The sequence below is a fragment of the Amycolatopsis sp. NPDC005961 genome, from assembly GCF_040629235.1.
Classification (GTDB): domain Bacteria; phylum Actinomycetota; class Actinomycetes; order Mycobacteriales; family Pseudonocardiaceae; genus Amycolatopsis; species Amycolatopsis camponoti.
Map to the genome: position 1 here is coordinate 1 of NZ_JBEXVF010000047.1, position 15739 is coordinate 15739.

General features: G+C 72.0%; 15 protein-coding genes. 6 read left to right on the forward strand and 9 right to left on the reverse strand.

Annotated elements, in window-relative coordinates:
• Nucleotides 1-309: 309 nt before the first annotated feature.
• From ABZ342_RS32955 to ABZ342_RS32980, 6 genes are all read right to left on the reverse strand, one after another.
• Nucleotides 310-675 (reverse strand): hypothetical protein, encoded by a 366-nt coding sequence (locus ABZ342_RS32955; RefSeq protein WP_360481304.1) that lies wholly within the window; start codon nucleotides 673-675, stop codon nucleotides 310-312.
• Nucleotides 672-2012, reverse strand: a complete 1341-nt coding sequence (locus tag ABZ342_RS32960) for an alpha/beta hydrolase (RefSeq protein WP_360481307.1) — start codon at nucleotides 2010-2012, stop codon at nucleotides 672-674. The genes ABZ342_RS32955 and ABZ342_RS32960 overlap by 4 nt, the downstream gene beginning before the upstream one ends.
• Before the next feature lie 25 nt (nucleotides 2013-2037).
• A complete protein-coding gene (locus ABZ342_RS32965) occupies nucleotides 2038-3345 on the reverse strand; it encodes a WXG100 family type VII secretion target (RefSeq protein ID WP_360481309.1) in 1308 nt (435 codons plus the stop codon).
• Entirely contained in the window at nucleotides 3342-3728 is a 387-nt protein-coding gene (locus ABZ342_RS32970; protein WP_155541945.1) for a hypothetical protein, read from the reverse strand. The genes ABZ342_RS32965 and ABZ342_RS32970 overlap by 4 nt, the downstream gene beginning before the upstream one ends.
• Before the next feature lie 106 nt (nucleotides 3729-3834).
• On the reverse strand, nucleotides 3835-4137 hold the full coding sequence (locus ABZ342_RS32975) for a hypothetical protein (protein WP_020644701.1): 303 nt from the start codon (nucleotides 4135-4137) through the stop codon (nucleotides 3835-3837).
• A 17-nt stretch (nucleotides 4138-4154) separates the two neighbouring features.
• The gene (locus tag ABZ342_RS32980) at nucleotides 4155-4499 is read right to left on the reverse strand and encodes a WXG100 family type VII secretion target (RefSeq protein ID WP_360481313.1); all 345 of its coding nucleotides are present in this window, start codon (nucleotides 4497-4499) and stop codon (nucleotides 4155-4157) included.
• Between the two features lie 255 nt (nucleotides 4500-4754).
• Here ABZ342_RS32980 and ABZ342_RS32985 point away from each other — a divergent pair, with 255 nt between their 5' ends.
• Nucleotides 4755-6218, forward strand: coding sequence for a long-chain fatty acid--CoA ligase (locus tag ABZ342_RS32985; RefSeq protein WP_360481316.1), 1464 nt, complete (start codon nucleotides 4755-4757; stop codon nucleotides 6216-6218).
• Nucleotides 6219-6281: 63 nt separating this feature from the next.
• Here ABZ342_RS32985 and ABZ342_RS32990 read toward each other — a convergent pair whose 3' ends face one another.
• The 3 genes from ABZ342_RS32990 to eccCa form a co-directional block, all read right to left on the reverse strand.
• Nucleotides 6282-6725 carry a YdeI/OmpD-associated family protein gene (locus ABZ342_RS32990; protein ID WP_360481319.1) on the reverse strand — a complete coding sequence of 148 codons (444 nt, stop codon included), beginning with the start codon at nucleotides 6723-6725 and terminating at the stop codon, nucleotides 6282-6284.
• 55 nt (nucleotides 6726-6780) lie between these two features.
• The gene (locus tag ABZ342_RS32995; protein ID WP_360481322.1) at nucleotides 6781-7479 is read right to left on the reverse strand and encodes a trypsin-like serine protease; all 699 of its coding nucleotides are present in this window, start codon (nucleotides 7477-7479) and stop codon (nucleotides 6781-6783) included.
• Nucleotides 7480-7630: 151 nt separating this feature from the next.
• A complete protein-coding gene (gene eccCa / locus ABZ342_RS33000; RefSeq protein ID WP_360481325.1) occupies nucleotides 7631-11557 on the reverse strand; it encodes a type VII secretion protein EccCa in 3927 nt (1308 codons plus the stop codon).
• Nucleotides 11558-11700: 143 nt separating this feature from the next.
• On the opposite strand from eccCa, the gene ABZ342_RS33005 reads away from it, so the two are divergent.
• Genes ABZ342_RS33005 through ABZ342_RS33025 form a run of 5 tightly spaced genes read left to right on the forward strand, consistent with a single transcriptional unit; the run spans nucleotide 11701 to nucleotide 15731 of the window.
• Nucleotides 11701-12477, forward strand: a complete 777-nt coding sequence (locus tag ABZ342_RS33005) for a WXG100 family type VII secretion target (protein WP_155541951.1) — start codon at nucleotides 11701-11703, stop codon at nucleotides 12475-12477.
• Nucleotides 12478-12515: 38 nt separating this feature from the next.
• Entirely contained in the window at nucleotides 12516-13580 is a 1065-nt protein-coding gene (locus tag ABZ342_RS33010) for a hypothetical protein (protein ID WP_360481330.1), read from the forward strand.
• A 2-nt stretch (nucleotides 13581-13582) separates the two neighbouring features.
• Nucleotides 13583-14944, forward strand: coding sequence for a WXG100 family type VII secretion target (locus ABZ342_RS33015; RefSeq protein ID WP_360481333.1), 1362 nt, complete (start codon nucleotides 13583-13585; stop codon nucleotides 14942-14944).
• Nucleotides 14944-15414, forward strand: a complete 471-nt coding sequence (locus ABZ342_RS33020; protein WP_360481336.1) for a hypothetical protein — start codon at nucleotides 14944-14946, stop codon at nucleotides 15412-15414. The genes ABZ342_RS33015 and ABZ342_RS33020 overlap by 1 nt, the downstream gene beginning before the upstream one ends.
• On the forward strand, nucleotides 15411-15731 hold the full coding sequence (locus tag ABZ342_RS33025; RefSeq protein WP_086674669.1) for a YbaB/EbfC family nucleoid-associated protein: 321 nt from the start codon (nucleotides 15411-15413) through the stop codon (nucleotides 15729-15731). The genes ABZ342_RS33020 and ABZ342_RS33025 overlap by 4 nt, the downstream gene beginning before the upstream one ends.
• Nucleotides 15732-15739 lie beyond the last annotated feature (8 nt).

The following is a 15739-nucleotide window of genomic DNA, read 5'->3' on the forward strand; positions in this document are numbered from 1 at the left end:
CTGGCCGGCGTGGCCCTCGCGGCCGCGGCGGGAGTGGCGATGGCGGCGGTCCGCCGCGCCCGGCGCCGTGGTTGGCGCCCGTCCCGCTTCACGCCATAACCCGTGTCGACCCCGCAATCACGAGTGATGCCCCTTCAATCACGCGAGATGCCCGCTCAATCACACGTGATGCCCGTTCGGTCACACGAGTCCGGTGTGCCTGGAGGGTCGGTTCGCCGGACTCGTGTGATCAGAGGGGTATCTCGCGTGATCAGGAAGGCATCACGTGTGATCAGAGGGGCATCACGCGTGATTGGAGGGTCGACACGGTCAGGCGGGGACGGGGCGGGTTGAGCCGATGATCGCCACCGCGTGGCTGGCCCTGGCCACGTGGATCGTGAAGTCCGCGCCCTCGCGGGAGAACCGCGCGATCAGCTCGCGGGGGGTGCTGCGGTCGTGGGCCTGCCAGCCGCGCTGCTCCAGGGTGGGGATCACCTCGGTGAGGCGGCGTTCCGGCTCGCCCGAGTGCTCCAGGCGGACGCCGTACTGCCAGCAGAAGAGCTTGCCCGGCTGAGTGGGGTCGCAGTCCAGCTCGCCGTTCACCGTCGGGGCCGCCGACGGGCCGAACGCCGCCGCGACGCCGTCGATCACGTCCGTCAGCTCGCTTGCCAGGAGGTCCAGGTCCGGAGTGGTCATCGCAGCACACCCCCGTCGTTGAGGAACTCGACGCCGTTCTCGAGGATGCCACGCGCGTCGAAGCTGCCGTTCGGCGTGGTGGGCCCGGACGTGAGCACGCGGTACATGTTCGTCCACGACTCCGAACCCGGCTTCAGCACGTCACTGTGCGAGGACAGGCCCCACAGCTGCGACCCGTCGGCGGCCCGGCCCGTCTCCAGCTCCGTGACGCCGGGGAACGTGTCCGGGTCGGCGCCGTGGCCGATGCCGGTCCACTCCAGGCCCCACGCGTTGCCCTGGGCGAGCTCGATCGGATCGAGCGGCGCGGTCATCGAGAACCGCTGGACGCCCGCCTGGCTCGGCGGCAGATCCGCGGGCGACCAGACGCCGTGGCCCATGCCCGCCGACTCGACGTGCAGGACGCGGTCGACGTCGAGACCCTGCGTCTCGGCCAGCCCGACCGTCGCGCCGCCGTAGCTGTGCCCGATCGCGGTCAGCGTGACGTCGGAACCGGCGTGGCTCGAGATCTCGCCGCGCAGGTCGTCGGTGAAGTGCTTGAGGTCCGGCGCCATCGCCTGCGCGTAGCTCGCGTCCGGGCCCTGCACCACCGGGTTCTGCGGGAAGACGCCGTCGGCCCAGACGACCATCGCCGTGCGCCCGGTCGGGTCTGCGGCCACCAGGCTGCGCCCGAGGCCCGCGTAGGCGTCGAAGTTCGACATCTGCGTGTTGACGCCGGGGACGAACAGCCCGACGTTGCGCGTCCCCGGCTCGATGTGCCCGACCAGCTCGGCGATCCGGCCGTTGCCCGACGGGTCGAACTTCAGGATCTGCCGGTTGTTCGCGAGGATATCCTCGTACAACTTGATCCGTGCCCGCGACCGCGCGATCTCGTCGGCGTCGGTCAGTCCCGCGAGCTTCGACCGCTCGGCGGTCAGCGCGTCGGCGACCTTCGTGTGGTTGGCGGCGATCGCCCGCGCCCACGCGCCGGTGTCGGCCGCACCGCCGATGCCCGCCGGGTTTCCGGCGGCCGGCAAGGGATCCTCGGGCAGCAGGGCACGGTACATCGCCGCGACCTGCGCGTCGGCCCGCCGGTACCCGGCCGCCGACTCGGTCAGTCCACTTTGGATCGTCTTGAGCCGGGACACGCTCGAATCGAGCTTCGACCCCAGCTCTTTCATGGTCTTCTCGAACGTCTTGGCCGCGGCCGCGGACGCATCGACCCGGCCGAAGGCGGTGGCGGGCACCTTCTCGCCCGCCACGGCCGTCTGCGCGGTGTGCAAAGCCCCGGCCCGCGAGCCGGACTCCCCGGCCACGGTGTCGAGGCGGGCCGGGGCGACGCGATAGCCGGCAGCCGTCACGGCCCGCCTCCAATCGTAGAGTGGCTCAGTACGCTTCCGGCTCTTCGCCGATCACCGGCGGCGCGACCGGCGCCGACTGGCCCCAGACGTTCTCCGTCTCGACCAGCCACGCCGGGATCCGGCGCCCGGACCCCATCTCGCCGCCACCGCCCATGCCCATCGGCATCATGGGCATCATCGGCATCGCGCCCTTGGCCGCCGCCGCGCCCGCGGCTCCGGCCGCGCCGCCGGCGAGCCCGCTCAGGGCGTTGCCCGCGCCGCCGTCGCCGGCCAGGCCCGAGTGCGCCGCCGGACCGTCGGCGCCGCCGCCGATCCCGGCCCCGCCGGGAATCCCGCCGGCGCCGCCGAGGGAAGGCGCGTCACCCCCGCCGATCGGGATGCCGCCCCCCGCGCCACCTTCGACGCCGGCCCCGCCGCCGCCGAGCTTCGTACCGGCCGGGTTTTCCTTGTCGTCCTTGGGATCCTTGCCGGTCGCCCACGACGGCACCTTCGGCATGATCGAGCCGAACCGGCCGAACGCGGCGGCCGAAGCCGCGGCGAGCCCGGCGGTGAACATGTCGCCGAACAGCGGGTTCGACGTCGGCACGGTGCCCGGCTGCTGCGGCGTGCCGGTCGAGGGCAGCGGGTGCCCGTCGGCCGGGGTGACGACGACGCCGGGGTCGGTGACGCCGTTGCCGACGAGCCCGGGCGAGCCCGCGCTCCCGGCGCCGCCGCCACCGGCGGGCGGTGCGGTGGGCGTCTGCACGGCGTTCGGCGACGCCGGGATCGACTCCTCGGCGGTGGTGTACTCGCCGGCCAGCTGCGTCATCACGACGATCGCCTTGCCGTGCGCCGACCCGGCCGCGTTCGCCGCGGACTGCTGGGCTTCGACGTTCGCGATGGCCTGCTGGCGCTGCTGCGCCGCGGCCTGGACGACGGCGGGGGAGGAGTCCGGCGGCAGCAGCGGCGGGTTCACCGCGAGCGCGACGTCGGAGGGGGAGACGTCCGGCACCGAAACCGGCGGCGGCATCTCCTTCTTGGCCTTGACCAAGGCGTCGGCGGCGTCGTCGAGCATCACGTTCATCGCCTCGGCGGTCCGCGCCACCTTGGAGATGCCGTTCGCGAGGTCGACGATCATGTGCTGGTACTGGTCGGCGGCGCCACCGGTCCACTGGTCCTTGAACTCGGTGAGCTCCGAGTTGAGGTTGTGGGCCTGCTCGTGCAGGTGCAGCGCGGCGGACTTCCACTTGTCGGCGGCGTGCCGCGCGCTGTTCGGGTCGCCGGCCTGGAGCATCGCGTACAGCTGCTGGTGGCTGTACGCGGCGAAGTTCGTGTGCGCGGTGTTCTTCGTCATCCCTTGCGGCTCCCGTCCGAGTCACCGAGGCCCAGCAGCCCGAGCACCGGGTCGAGGAGGTTGGTGACGGCGCCCGAGTGGTGCAGGTCCCCGGCCACCGCCTCGTCGGCGTTCTGGTAGCCGTCGGCGACCGTGGTGGTGACGTCCTGCGCGAACCCGATCGCGCTGCGGACCTGGTCGAGCAGGCCCTGCATCTCCGAAACCGCGGCGCGGTGGGCGTCGGCCAGCGACCCGGCTTCGCCGAACTCGCCGAACAACAGCGGCTCCTCGCCGAGGGTGAGCAGGAAGTCGTTCGGTTTGGCCATCGCGTGGATCTGGGTCTCCAGCTCCCGCACGAAGTCCTTCAGCGATTCCAGGTGGACGTAGTACGACTGGTCGTGCATCGGGTCCCGGCTCTCTGGTCGCACTCTCTTACGAACGGAGGGAAAGCCGGTCGGCCGGTGCGAGCGGGGGGTTTCCCGCACCGGCCGACCGACGTCTGGGCGCGGTTCAGCCCGCGAACAGTCCCTGGTTGCGGTTCTCCAGCGACTGCTGGAGGTCGTGGGCCTCGCCGACCTTGCCGCCGAACTGGGCGATGATGGCGACGATGTCCGCGGTGGCCTGCCGCAGCCGGGTCTCCGACTGGCGGGCCGCGTCACCGGCGGAGCTGCCGGAGGCGTACCAGGTCGCGGTGATCGGCTGAAGGTTCTGGTGCAGCTGCTCCAGCTGCGAGGTGAGCGCCTTGGCCTTGGCGGCCAGGGACGCCGAGCTGTGCTGCAGCGCGGCGAAGTTGATTTCGACGACGTCGGCCATCGGTACGTCCTCTCGGGTCAGGGGTTGAGGCGGGGGATCACGCCCGAGCCCTCGAGGGTGTTGCCGACCCCCTGGAAGCTCTGGTGGACGTCGGCGTCGCCGCGGCCGTAGTTCTGGTGGCTGGTGTGGACGAGCTGCGACATGTTGTCGAGCTCCTTCACCGCCACGGTCATCTTCTCCTGGAGCCGGCGCTGCAGGTCCCAGAACGCGACGGCCTGGTCACCCTTGTAGTTGCGGAGCGCCTCGGTCAGCTCGGACTCCAAGCTGGCCATCGTGGACTTGGCGTTCGTCGCGGTTTCCTCGAAACCCTGGACGGCGCGCGTCATGGCAGCGGAATCTGCCTGGAATCCCGGACTGGACATGGACGGGCCACCTCCTTCCTGAAGCGAATACCCCTGACGCGGTGGTCCGCGCGGTGTGAAAGTCACGCTAGAAAGAAGGCAGGTGTGGTCAAACGGCACAACTGCCGGTCGTACTGACGGCACTTATACCCACAGGGGGTGCCCCGCCCGCGCGTCTGCCGTGGCAGACGCAGGAAAGTGCTGGTCAGCGACGTTCTGCCGAAATTCTGAGATCCACCCGGTAGACCGGGCCGCCCCGGGCGAAAGGCGGTCGTGATGGTCCACCCGCAGGCACTGCTGGACGAGCTGGGGCGCGCCCCGGAGGATCCCGCGTTCGAGCACGGCTCGCGCGTCACGTCGCGGCGTGAGCTGCGGGAGCTGATCGGCCGGTTCACCGCGGGACTGCGGGCGGCCGGGCTGGGGCCGGGTGACGGCGTCGGCATCGCCACCGCCGTCACGCCGGAGGGGTTCGCCGCGATCATCGCCGCGCAGGTGCTCGGCTGCCGGGTCGTCGGGGTGCGGCCCGGGCTGCCCGTGCCGCAGCTGCGCCACGTCGTGAGCGACGTCGGCGCGCTGGTCGTCGACGCGGCGTCCGAGACGCCGGAGCTGCTCGGCACGGTCGCGGGCCTGCCGATCCTGCGCGTCGGGCCCGAGCTGCTGGCCGGTCACGAAGAGCCGGTGCCGCAAGGACGTCCGGACGACATCGCGACGGTCGTCTACACCAGCGGCAGCACGGGCGTGCCGAAGGGCGTCGCCTACAGCTACCGCGCCCTGACCGAAGGCCGGGTGTGGCGCGCGCCGGTGCCCGGTTCGGCCCACGAGCGGCTCGGCGCCGGGTTCGGGCGGTTCCTGTTGTTCGGCACGCTCACCAGCGCGGTGATGCTCGAACAGCTGGGGGTGTGCCTGCTGGCCGGCGGGACCGCGGTGGTGCCCGCCGAGCTGCCGGACTTCCCGTGGGTGCTGCCGCGGCTGCGGATCACCGCGGCGCTGATGACCGTGCCGCGGCTGCACCAGGTCCTGGACGTGCTGCAGGCCGAGGACGTCGACCTGAGCGGCCTGCGGACGCTGGTCGTGGCCGGCTCGCCGGTGCCGCCGCACAAGCTGGCCGAGGCGGTCGAGCTGATCGGGCCCGCGATGCACCACGCGTACGGGCAGACCGAGACCGGGATGCTGACGATCTGCGGCGCCGGCGAGGGCCACGGATCCGTCGGGAAGGCTTGCGACACCGTCGAAATCGAGGTCCGCGACGCCGCGGGCGCGCCCCTGCCGGCCGGCGCGGAGGGCGAGGTCTGGGTGCGGACGCCGTCGGCGCTGGCCGGGTACTGGCGCGACGAGGCCACCACCGCGCAGGTCCTGCGCGACGGCTGGGTGCGCACGCAGGACGTCGGCTCGCTGGACGACGCCGGGTACCTGCACCTGTCCGGTCGCGCGCGTGACGTCGTGATCGTCAACGCGGTCATCCACTACACCGGCCCGATCGAGCGGGCGATCGCGGCGCACCCGGACGTCGACCAGGCGTACGTCGTGGCGGTGCCGGACGAGCTGACGGGCGAGGCGGCGCACGCGTTCGTGGTGCCGGTCCCGGGCCGCGAGCCGAACCTCGACGCGGTCCGCAAGGCCGTGGCGGCCGAGCTGGGGGAGGCGGCGGTGCCCGCGCGGTTCAGCTTCGTGGGCGCGGTGCCGATCGCGCCGTCGGGGAAACCGGACAAGGCGGCGTTGCGGGCGTCCGTCGTGGACTAGAAGTGGGTGCGGACGCCGAAGGCCTCGCGGAGGTGCCGCATGTCCGCACGGTGCCGGCGGGCATCACTTCCCGGCGCGCAGGTCCGTGATCACCTTGGCGACGCGCCGCTGCCGCGTCTCCTCGGTTTTCGCCTGGCCGATCGGCAGCACGAACCGCTGTTTCCCGCTGTAGGAGAGGCTTTCGAACCGGGCTTTCGCGGTCTCGTCGGCCGCGAGGGCCGCCGCCAGGTCCGGGGGGATCTCCAGCTCGCGCGGCGCGGTGTCGAGGGCGATTTCCACCTCGACGTCGTCGCCGGCGGCCACTCCGGCCTTCTCGCGGTTCTCCGCGCTGAGCGACAGCAGGAACTGCCCGCCGCGGCTGGCGACCGTCGTGCGGTAGCTGTGCCCGCCGAGCGTGACGGTGACCGCGGGCTTCTTGCCCGCCCCGAGCGCCTCGACGACGTCGGCGGGGACCGGCAGGCCGGTCGCCGTCTTGCCGCCGAGCAGCACCTGAGTCCGGAACTTCATGGAGCGAGTATGCCCGGTCCGGCCACCCGGGCGGAGTGGCCGGGCCGGGCACGCCTCAGACGCCGGCCGTGGTGCGGATCCAGCTGCGGCTCGACGCGACGCTCGCGTAGTTCTGCGTGCCCTGCGGGTTCGAGCCGGAGTTGCTGCCCGTGGAGCACACGCCGACCTGCACGCCGCCGGAGAGCTGCGGCCCGCCGGAGTCGCCGTGCCACGCCGAGCCGTTGACGCCCTGGCTGGCGATGGCGGTGCCGCCGAACGCGTCGGTGCTGGTGCCGGTGACGCGGACGTTGGCGGTCTTGAGGGTGCTCGACGGCGGGCTGCTGCCCTGGGTGCGGCCCCAGCCGTAGATCTGGTTGGTCGACCCGGCCGGCGGGTTCCCGGTGCCGAGCTTCATGTAGGTCGTGTTCACCGCGGTCGTCAGGTGCAGCAGCGCGATGTCGCCGTTGGGCGAGGCCTTCTGCTGGTCGACGTTGGCGTTCGTGCCCTGCTGGAGCGTCACGTTGCCGACCTTGACGTGCATGCCCGGCGCGTTCAGGCAGTGCTGCGCGGTGAGCACCCACTGCGGGGCGATGATCGTCCCCGAGCACTCGAACCCGCCGTAGGTCGTCACGTTGTTCCAGTAGATCTGGGCACCCCACGGCGCGGAGGAGACGGTGGTCCCGCCGATGATGTCCTCCTGGGCGTCCGCAACCCCCGCTGAGACCAAGCTCAGCGCCGCGGCGGCGGCACCCACCGCGGCAACAGCCCTCGACATTCGCATGAAAATGCCCTTCGGCCAGGTGATCCGGATGTCGGCCCCGAAACCGGGCGACGAGCACAAAAGTAGGTTCGTGAGGGTTTGCCGGGTACCTACCGAAGTCGGTAACTTGCCGACGGTGACCGGCGCTCTGGTCGCGGTCCGTGCGTCAGGACTCCGCCGGCTTGGTCCACGCCACCTGGACCAGCCCCGTCCCGTGCCGCCGGGACACCAGCGTTCCCCGGCCCGGCGGCTGCGGCGACGGCTTCACGTCCGCCAGCAACGCCCCTTCGTCCTTCGTGCCCGACATGATCAGCCCCGGCGAGCCCAGCTCCCGCAGCCGCTGCAGCACCGGTTCGAACAACGCCCGTCCCGCGCCGCCGGAACCGCGGACGATGATCACGTGCAGCCCGATGTCCCGCGCCTGCGGGAGGAACTCCAGCAACGGCTGCAACGGGTTCCGTCCCACCGTCGCCACCAGCTCGTAGTCGTCCACCAGGACGAACAGCTCCGGCCCGCGCCACCACGACCGGTTGCGCAGCTGCTCCGGCGTCACCGACGGACCCGGCAGCCGGTTGCGCATGGCCTGCGCGCACTCGGTGATCAGCTCCGTCAGCTTGCCCTCGGCTCCCGCGTAGCCCAGCAGGTGCGCCTCCGGCACCGCGCCCAGCAGGCCGCGGCGGTAGTCCGCGACGATGATCGCCGCCTCGTCCGGGGTGTACGCCGACGTGATGCCCTGCGCCAGAGCACGCAGCAACGAGCTCTTGCCGGACTCGACGTCGCCGAAGGCCACGAAGTGCGGGTCCGCCGCGAAGTCCAGGTACACCGGCCGCAACGTCGATTCGGCGATGCCCAAGGTGACCTGACGCGAAGGCGCCGCGGGCAACCCGTCCAGGGGCACCTCGGGGGGCAGCAGCCGGACCTGCGGCGCGCGCGGTCCCTTCCACGCGTCCGAAATCTTCCGGACGAGGTCCACGCCGCCCGCGCCGACCGTCTCCGGGCGCTGGTCGCCGTCGATGCGGGGGAGCGCCGCGAGGAAGTGCAGCTTCTCCGCCGTGATGCCGCGCCCGGGCCGGTCGGCCGGGACGTTCACCGCGACCTTGCGGTCGATCGAGGAGTCCATCGGGTCGCCCAGACGCAGCTCGAAGCGCGTGCCGATCGCGTCGCGCAGCTGCGCGCGGACGCCGATCCACTGGTTCAGCGAGACGATCACGTGGATGCCGAACCCGAGCCCGCGCGCGGCGAGCCCGGTGATCTGCTCCTCCAGCTGCTCGTACTCCTGGCGGATCGTGGTCCAGTTGTCCACCAGCAGGAACACGTCGCCGAACTCGCGTCCGTCGGTGCTCTCGGTGAACTCCGCGCGCCGCTGGCGGAACGTCGTGATCGACTCGATCCCGTTGGCGGAGAAGAACTCTTCGCGCTGTTCGAGCAACGTCGTCAGCTCGGCGACGACCCGGCGGCAGCGCTGCGCGTCACGGCGGGTGGCGTAGCCGGACGTGTGCGGCAGGCCCGCGATCGGCGCCAGCGCGCCGCCACCCATGTCCAGCACGAACAGCTGCACCTCGGCCGGGGTGTGGGTCAGCGCGAGCATGCCCGCGATGTCCTTCATCAGCGTCGACTTGCCGCTCTGCGGGGCGCCGACGATCAGCGCGTGCCCGCCCGCGCCGGAGAAGTCGGCCCACAGCATGTCCCGGCGCTGCTCGAACGGCTTGTCCACCAGCGCGACCGGGATGGTCAGCTTGCCGTTGCCGCCCCAGCCGAGCGGACACAGGCCGCGCGCGGCGTCCTCGCCCAGCGGCGGCAGGAGCTGCTCCAGCGTCGGCGGCTCGTTCAGCGGCGGCAGCCAGATCTGGTGCGCGGCCGGCCCGCGGCCCTCCAGGCGCGAGAGCATCGCGTGGATGATCGTCTCGCCGGTGCCCTCCTCCGAAGGCGCCGAGGAGATCTCCGTCGTCACCGGGATCTCCACCGGGGCCAGGGAGAACGGCAGCACGCCCAGCTCCTGCCCGTCCTCGCGCACGACCGTGCTGCGCGGCGGCAGCTCCCCGGAGACGTACGCGGCCTTGAGCCGGATGAGCGTTTCGGTGTCGGACTTCAGGTACGCCGAGCCCGGCACCGGCGGGAGGTGGTAGGCGTCGGCGACGCCCAGCACGGTCCGGCTTTCCGACGCCGAGAACGTCCGCAGGCCGATCCGGTACGACAGGTGCGAGTCGAGCCCGCGCAGCCGGCCCTCCTCCAGCCGCTGCGACGCCAGCAGCAGGTGGATGCCGAGCGAGCGCCCGAGCCTGCCGATCGCGACGAACAGGTCGATGAACTCCGGCCGCGCGGACAGCAGCTCGCTGAACTCGTCGATGATCACCAGCAGCGACGGCAGCGGCTCCAGCGCCACGCCGTCCGCGCGCGCCTTCTCGTAGTCGCGCACCGACGCGTAGTTCCCGGCGGCGTGCAGCAGTTCCTGGCGCCGCAGCAGCTCGCCGTTGAGCGCGTCCGCCATGCGGTCGACCAGCGCGAGGTCGTCGGAGAGGTTCGTGATGACGGCGCAGGTGTGCGGCAGGTCGGTCATGCCGGCGAAGGTCGCGCCGCCCTTGAAGTCGATCAGCGCCAGGTTCAGCGTCTCCGACGAGTGCATCACCGCCAGCGCCGTCACCAGCGTCCGCAGCAGCTCGCTCTTGCCCGAGCCGGTCGCGCCGATGACCAGGCCGTGCGGCCCCATCCCGCCCTCGGCCGACTCCTTGAGGTCCAGCTCCACCGGGCGGCCCTCCGGGTTGACGCCCAGCGGGATCCGCAGCCGGTCGCGCGCGGCGCGCGGCGCCCACGTGATGGTCGTGTCGGTGTCGCGCGGGTCGCCGATGCCGAGCAGCCCGGACAACCCGAACGTCGCCGACATCGGCTTGTCGCCGACGACGGCGGCCGGGGTGTGCAACGGCGTCAGCATGCGGGCCAGCGCTTCCGCGGCGCCGCGGTCCAGGATGTCCGGGCGGCCGAGGAACCCGAGCCGCTGCTCGGTGGCGTCGCCGACGACCATGCCGAGGGAGTCGGGCGCGGTGTGCAGGCTCAGCAGCCGCTCGGTCGAGTACGTCCGCGGGTGCTCCTGCCCGATCTCCAGGACCGTGACGCCGAGCCTGCCGTCGTCGCCGATCAGCCGGGGCTCGCCGTGGGCGTTGCCGCCGTCGACGACGACCACCAGGTGCGGCAGGTCCAGCTCGGCCGCCGCGCGGCGGCTGAACGCGGGGCGTTCGCCGAGGTCCGCGCCGAGCAGCTCGGCCAGGCCGGCCGCCGAGTCGGCGGCCAGGCGACGGGAGCCGACGGCGTCGGCCGCGCCGGCCGCGGTCGCGTGCGGCAGCCACTTCGCCCACTCCCAGTCGTGCTGCCGGTCCTGCGGGACGCACACCGCGACCCGCAGGTCGGACGGGGAGTGGAAGGTGACGAGCTGGCACAGCAGCGACCGCACCAGGCCGAGCACGTCCGGCCGCCGCCCGGCCACGGTGACCGCGGCGAACGAGCGCAGCGACAGCGCCACCGGCAGGTCGTCGACCGTCGAGTAGGTGCGGATGAAGTGCTTGAGGCTGGTCGAGCACACCGGGTCGAGGTCTTCCAGCGGCACCGTCTGCGGCGCCTTCAGCGGGGTCGCCAGCCGCTGCGGCCCGGTGCCCGCGCGGACCTGCGCGAACTGGCCGTCGGTGCGCCGCCGGTCCCACAGCTTCCCGGTCTCGACGTAGGCCCAGAGGTCGGCGGGGTCGGGCTGGACGGCGATCATCGCGGCGCGCTGGCCGTCGGCGATGTCCCGGACCTGGGCCCGCAGCCCGGACAGGTAGCGCTGGTAGTCGCGGCGCTCGTCGTTGATCTGCGCCTTCTTCGCCATGCCGCCGCGGCCCAGCGACATCACGACCATGCCGCCCATGGCGCAGATGAACAGCGCGCCGAAGATGTAGGTCATCACGCCGCCGTCGCGTCCGATGTAGACGAACGACATCGCGCCCATGCCGAGCATCATCGGCAGGAACATCATCAGCTGCATCATCCCGCCGGACGAGCTCTTCGGGAGCATCGGCGGCGACTGCAGCACGATCTCGGAAGGGCGCTCCGGCGACAGGCTCATGAGGTAAGGCTCCAGCAGATCGGGGTGGCTCTGACCGGTATTTTGGCCACTTGCCGACACGGCGCGGTGGGTACTTTTGCCGTCCGCCCGCTTCCGGGGCCGAACTTACGCTCTGCCGAGCAGCCACCCGCGGAAGGAGAGCCATGGCCGGCGAGTACCGGGCGGAGCCCGAGGCGATGCGCTCGTCCGTCGGCAACGTCGGCGGCATCATCGCGCACGGCATCAACGCCGTGGCCGACCTCGAACGGCTCGTCGTGCAGCCGATGTCGTTCGCGGGCTTCGGCAGTGCCGTCGCCGCCGCCAACGCCGCCCTGCACTCCAGCCAGGTCACCGCCGTCCGCACGCTCCTGCAGCTGCTGCAGCAGGTCAACGGGCTGGTCAAGGCCAGTGCCGACGCCTACCAGGCGGCGGACCGGGCGGCGGCCGCCGGCTACGGCGGGGGTCACGACGGATCCACCACGCCCACGTCGTCGATCTGGGGCAGCTCACACGCCTCCGAGCTCGCCACCCTGGCGATCAACGACAGCGCGGGCGCCCACGGCGAGCCGTCGTCGGTCGGGAACGTGCTGCGCTACCTGGGGGACGCGCGGCTCGGCAGGCTCGGGGACCACCCGATCACCGACACGCGCTTCCACGGTGTCGCCGACTTCAACGACTGGCTCGCCGGCGACGCCGACAACCAGGCGCGCGTCGGCCTCATCGAGGTCTACGCCGGCACCGCGCGCACGTTCTCCGACGTTCCCGGCGGCGTGCACAGCGGGGACGTCGTGGTCGTCGAGCCGTTGCTGTTCTCCGACCGCCAGCCGGTCATCGGCGTCGCCGGCGACGGCGGCCGCCTGTACAACCACGGGCTCCTCGACGCTCGCATCGGCGGCCTGGCGAAGGTCAGCGTCTACCGGCCCGCCTCCGTCGTCGCCTGATCGTCCTGTCTGGCACTACAGAACCTTTGTGAGGTCCGATGCTGACTTTCCCGAACTCCAGCGCGATGGACGCGACCGCGTCCTCGGGCGGGCCGATCACCATCCTGCCGCAGATCGTCACCGGCCAGCCGGAGCAGATCGCGCAGCACGTGGCCGACCTGGTCAAGAAGGCCGAGCAGTTCCTGAGCATGTACACCGAGCTCACCAAGGCCGCCGACCAGCTCGGCAAGATCTGGTCGGGCGCGGCGAGCGAGTCGGCGCTGAAGAAGATCAGCGAATCGCTCGACCAGCTCACGAAGATCATCAACGTGGTCCAGAAGGGCGCCGAGCTGCTGGGGGTCTCCGGGACGCTGATCAAGACCGCGCAGGAGGCCTACCGCGCGGTCGTCTCGGCGGTGAACCCGACGGTCGCCGCGCTGATGTCGAACTGGTGGACCTACGGCGCGGCGGTCGCTTTGTCGACCGCGACGAGCGCGTCGCTGCGGGCGTTCATCACCGCTATCGGCGCGCTGCTCAAGGCGCTCGGCGCGGTCGACCTCGCCCAGCAGATCACCCAGCTCGCGCAGGTCATCGGCCAGATCGAGAAGCTCTTCCACCACGACTCCGGCGGTGCGGGCGCGACGACGCCGTCGATCGGGAACACCCCGGTCACGGCGCCCCAGGCCCCGTCGTCGGTGGCGAGTCCGGCCGGGCAGCAGGCGGTGGCGGGCGGGAGCGGCGGGGGGATCCCGCAGCAGCCTTCGTTCACCGACTACACCCCGCCCGCGCTCGCCACCGGCGGCGGTTCGGGCACCGGCACGGGAGCGAACGGCGCGACCGTGCCGGTGACCGCCAACGGGACCCCGCTGAACCCCTCGAACAGCTGGATCCCCGTCGACCACGCTTCGACGACGCCGGCCACCGGTTCGGTTCCCCCGGCCCCGGCTCCGATCCCCGCGCCGGCGCCCGCGCACCCCGACGAGGTCGTCATCCACACCAACCTCACCACCGGTGAGTCCACTGTGGAGGCTCCGGGCGGCCAGGACTTCGACCTCGACATCGCCATGGACTACAACGGCAAGCACTTCAGCCAGCACGTCGGTTACGACGCGGCCGGGAACTAGCCATGTGGTCCTCGGGGGTCGTCGACGCGTCGGGGGTGGTCAGCTCCGTGCTGTCCGGCTACCGGCAGGTTCTTCTCGAGTGCCAGCGGCGCGTCACCGGTGACCCCGGTGCGCTGAGCGCCGCGGCGCAGCGGGTCGCCACCCAGGCCTCGACGGTCTCGGGCAAGGCGAAGGAGATCGACGAGTCCGCGAAGACCCTGCACGCGGACTGGGACGGCGACGCCTACACCGCGTTCGCGACGGCCGCCGGGAAACTGGGCGAGGAGCTGACGGACGCCGCCACGAAGCTCGACGACCAGGCGAAACGGCTTTCGACGGCGGCGCAGCTCGTCCAGTCGGCGAAGGCCGCCGTCGACTCGGTCATCGCGCAGTTCGACCAGTACGCCCAGCAGCTGACCGCGCAGGCGCGCGCGGTGAACTCCGGCTCGGTCGGCGCGTTCATCCAGGCCGCGCGGCAGCTCGGGGAGCAGAGCGTCCAGGCCGCCCGCCAGGTCGTCGACGAGTTCTCCGACGCGCTGGCCGAGCTGTTCCCGCCCGAGGGCACCCAGCGGCTGGAGTACAAGCTGGGCAAGAAGACCTGGGGCCCCTTGGGCTGGCTCAACGGCAGCACCCTCGACGGGCGCAAGCGGCCGCGCGGCGCGCCGTCGTGGTTCGGCAACTCGGGCTGGAAGAAGCTCACCTGGGACGGCCTGGAAGGCACTCGCGCGCCGAAGAAGGCGGACACGCCGTTCGGGCAGCCGAAGCCCGAGGGGTTCAAGGACAAGCTCGGCAACAACACCGAGATCACGTACTACAAGTTCAAGCACGAGCAGGACGGGCTCACCCCGGAGTACGACGGCAAGATCACGTCGAAGGGCTGGGACGTCGGCGCGTCCGGGCACACCGAGCTGGCCGCGGTGAAGGAAGAGGCCGAGCTGAAGGGCGACTGGGGTCCCGCCGCGGCGCACGCCAAGGGCACGGTCTTCGCGGGTGGGGAGGCGAGCGCGTCCGGCACGATCGGGGCGCACGGCGTCGGCGCGCACGCGAACGTCTTCGCCGGCGGCAAGGTCGAAGGCGAGGTGGCCGCGGACGTCGCGGGCATCGGCGTCGGCGCGAACGGCACCCTGCAGTACGGCATCGGCGCGCAGCTCGACGCCCAGGCCACCTACGACGCCGGGCACATCAAGGTCAACTTCAAGGCGGGCGCGGCGCTGGGCCTCGGCGCCGGGGTCGGCGCGAAGATCGACATCGACCTGCCGAAGCTCGGCCACACCATCACCGAGTACGGTGGCGCGGCCGCGGACTACGTCGGGACCGCGGCGAACGACGCGGCCAACGCCGTCGGATCCGCTTGGGACGACGCCGTTTCTTACGTGGGGCTGTGATGACCCTTCCCCTGGACTTCGTCATCCCGGACGGCTGGACGGCCGTCGACCCGGGCGAGTCGGGCGCGGTGTTCGTCGCCGTGCACGACGCTCCGCCGGGCGAGTTCGTCCCGAACATCACGGTCAGCGTCCAGCAGCGGCCCGACGAAGCGTCGATCGACGCCATCGCCGCCGAGGCCGTCGAACGCCTGTCGCTCACGATGGCCGGCCTGGAAGTGCTGAGCCGCCGCGACGTCGGCGCCCCGGCCGCGCCCGGCGTCATGCAGCTGCTGCGCCTGCGCACCGGCGAAGGCGAAGAGCTGATCCAGACCCAGGTGCACCTGACGGTTCCCGGCCCCGCGCCGGCGGACCGGCTGGTGCTCGAGCTCGCCTGCACGGCCGCGCCCGCGACCGCGCGGCGGCTCTCACCCGGTTTCCAGCGGTTCGTGGGCAGTGTCCGCGTCCGCCAGCACGAAGGGATGCAACAGTGACCGATCCGTACGCGGTGCCGGACATGGACGAGCTGCTCGCGCAGGTGCGCAAGCAGACCGAGGAGGTCCAGCGGATCCAGCGCACGGTCGAGGCGATGGAGGTCAAGGCGCACTCGCGGCAGAACGAGGTCACCGTCACCCTCCGCGGCGACGGCCGGTTCACCTCGATCGACATCGACCCCCGCGCGATCCGCGAGTACGACGCCCGCAACCTCTCGGAGATCGTCCTCGAGGCGGTGAACGCCGGGCTGCAGAAGCTCGCCGAGGCGTCGAACGCCAAGTTCGCCCCGGTGATCTCGGCCGCGAAGAACGTCTGATGACCACC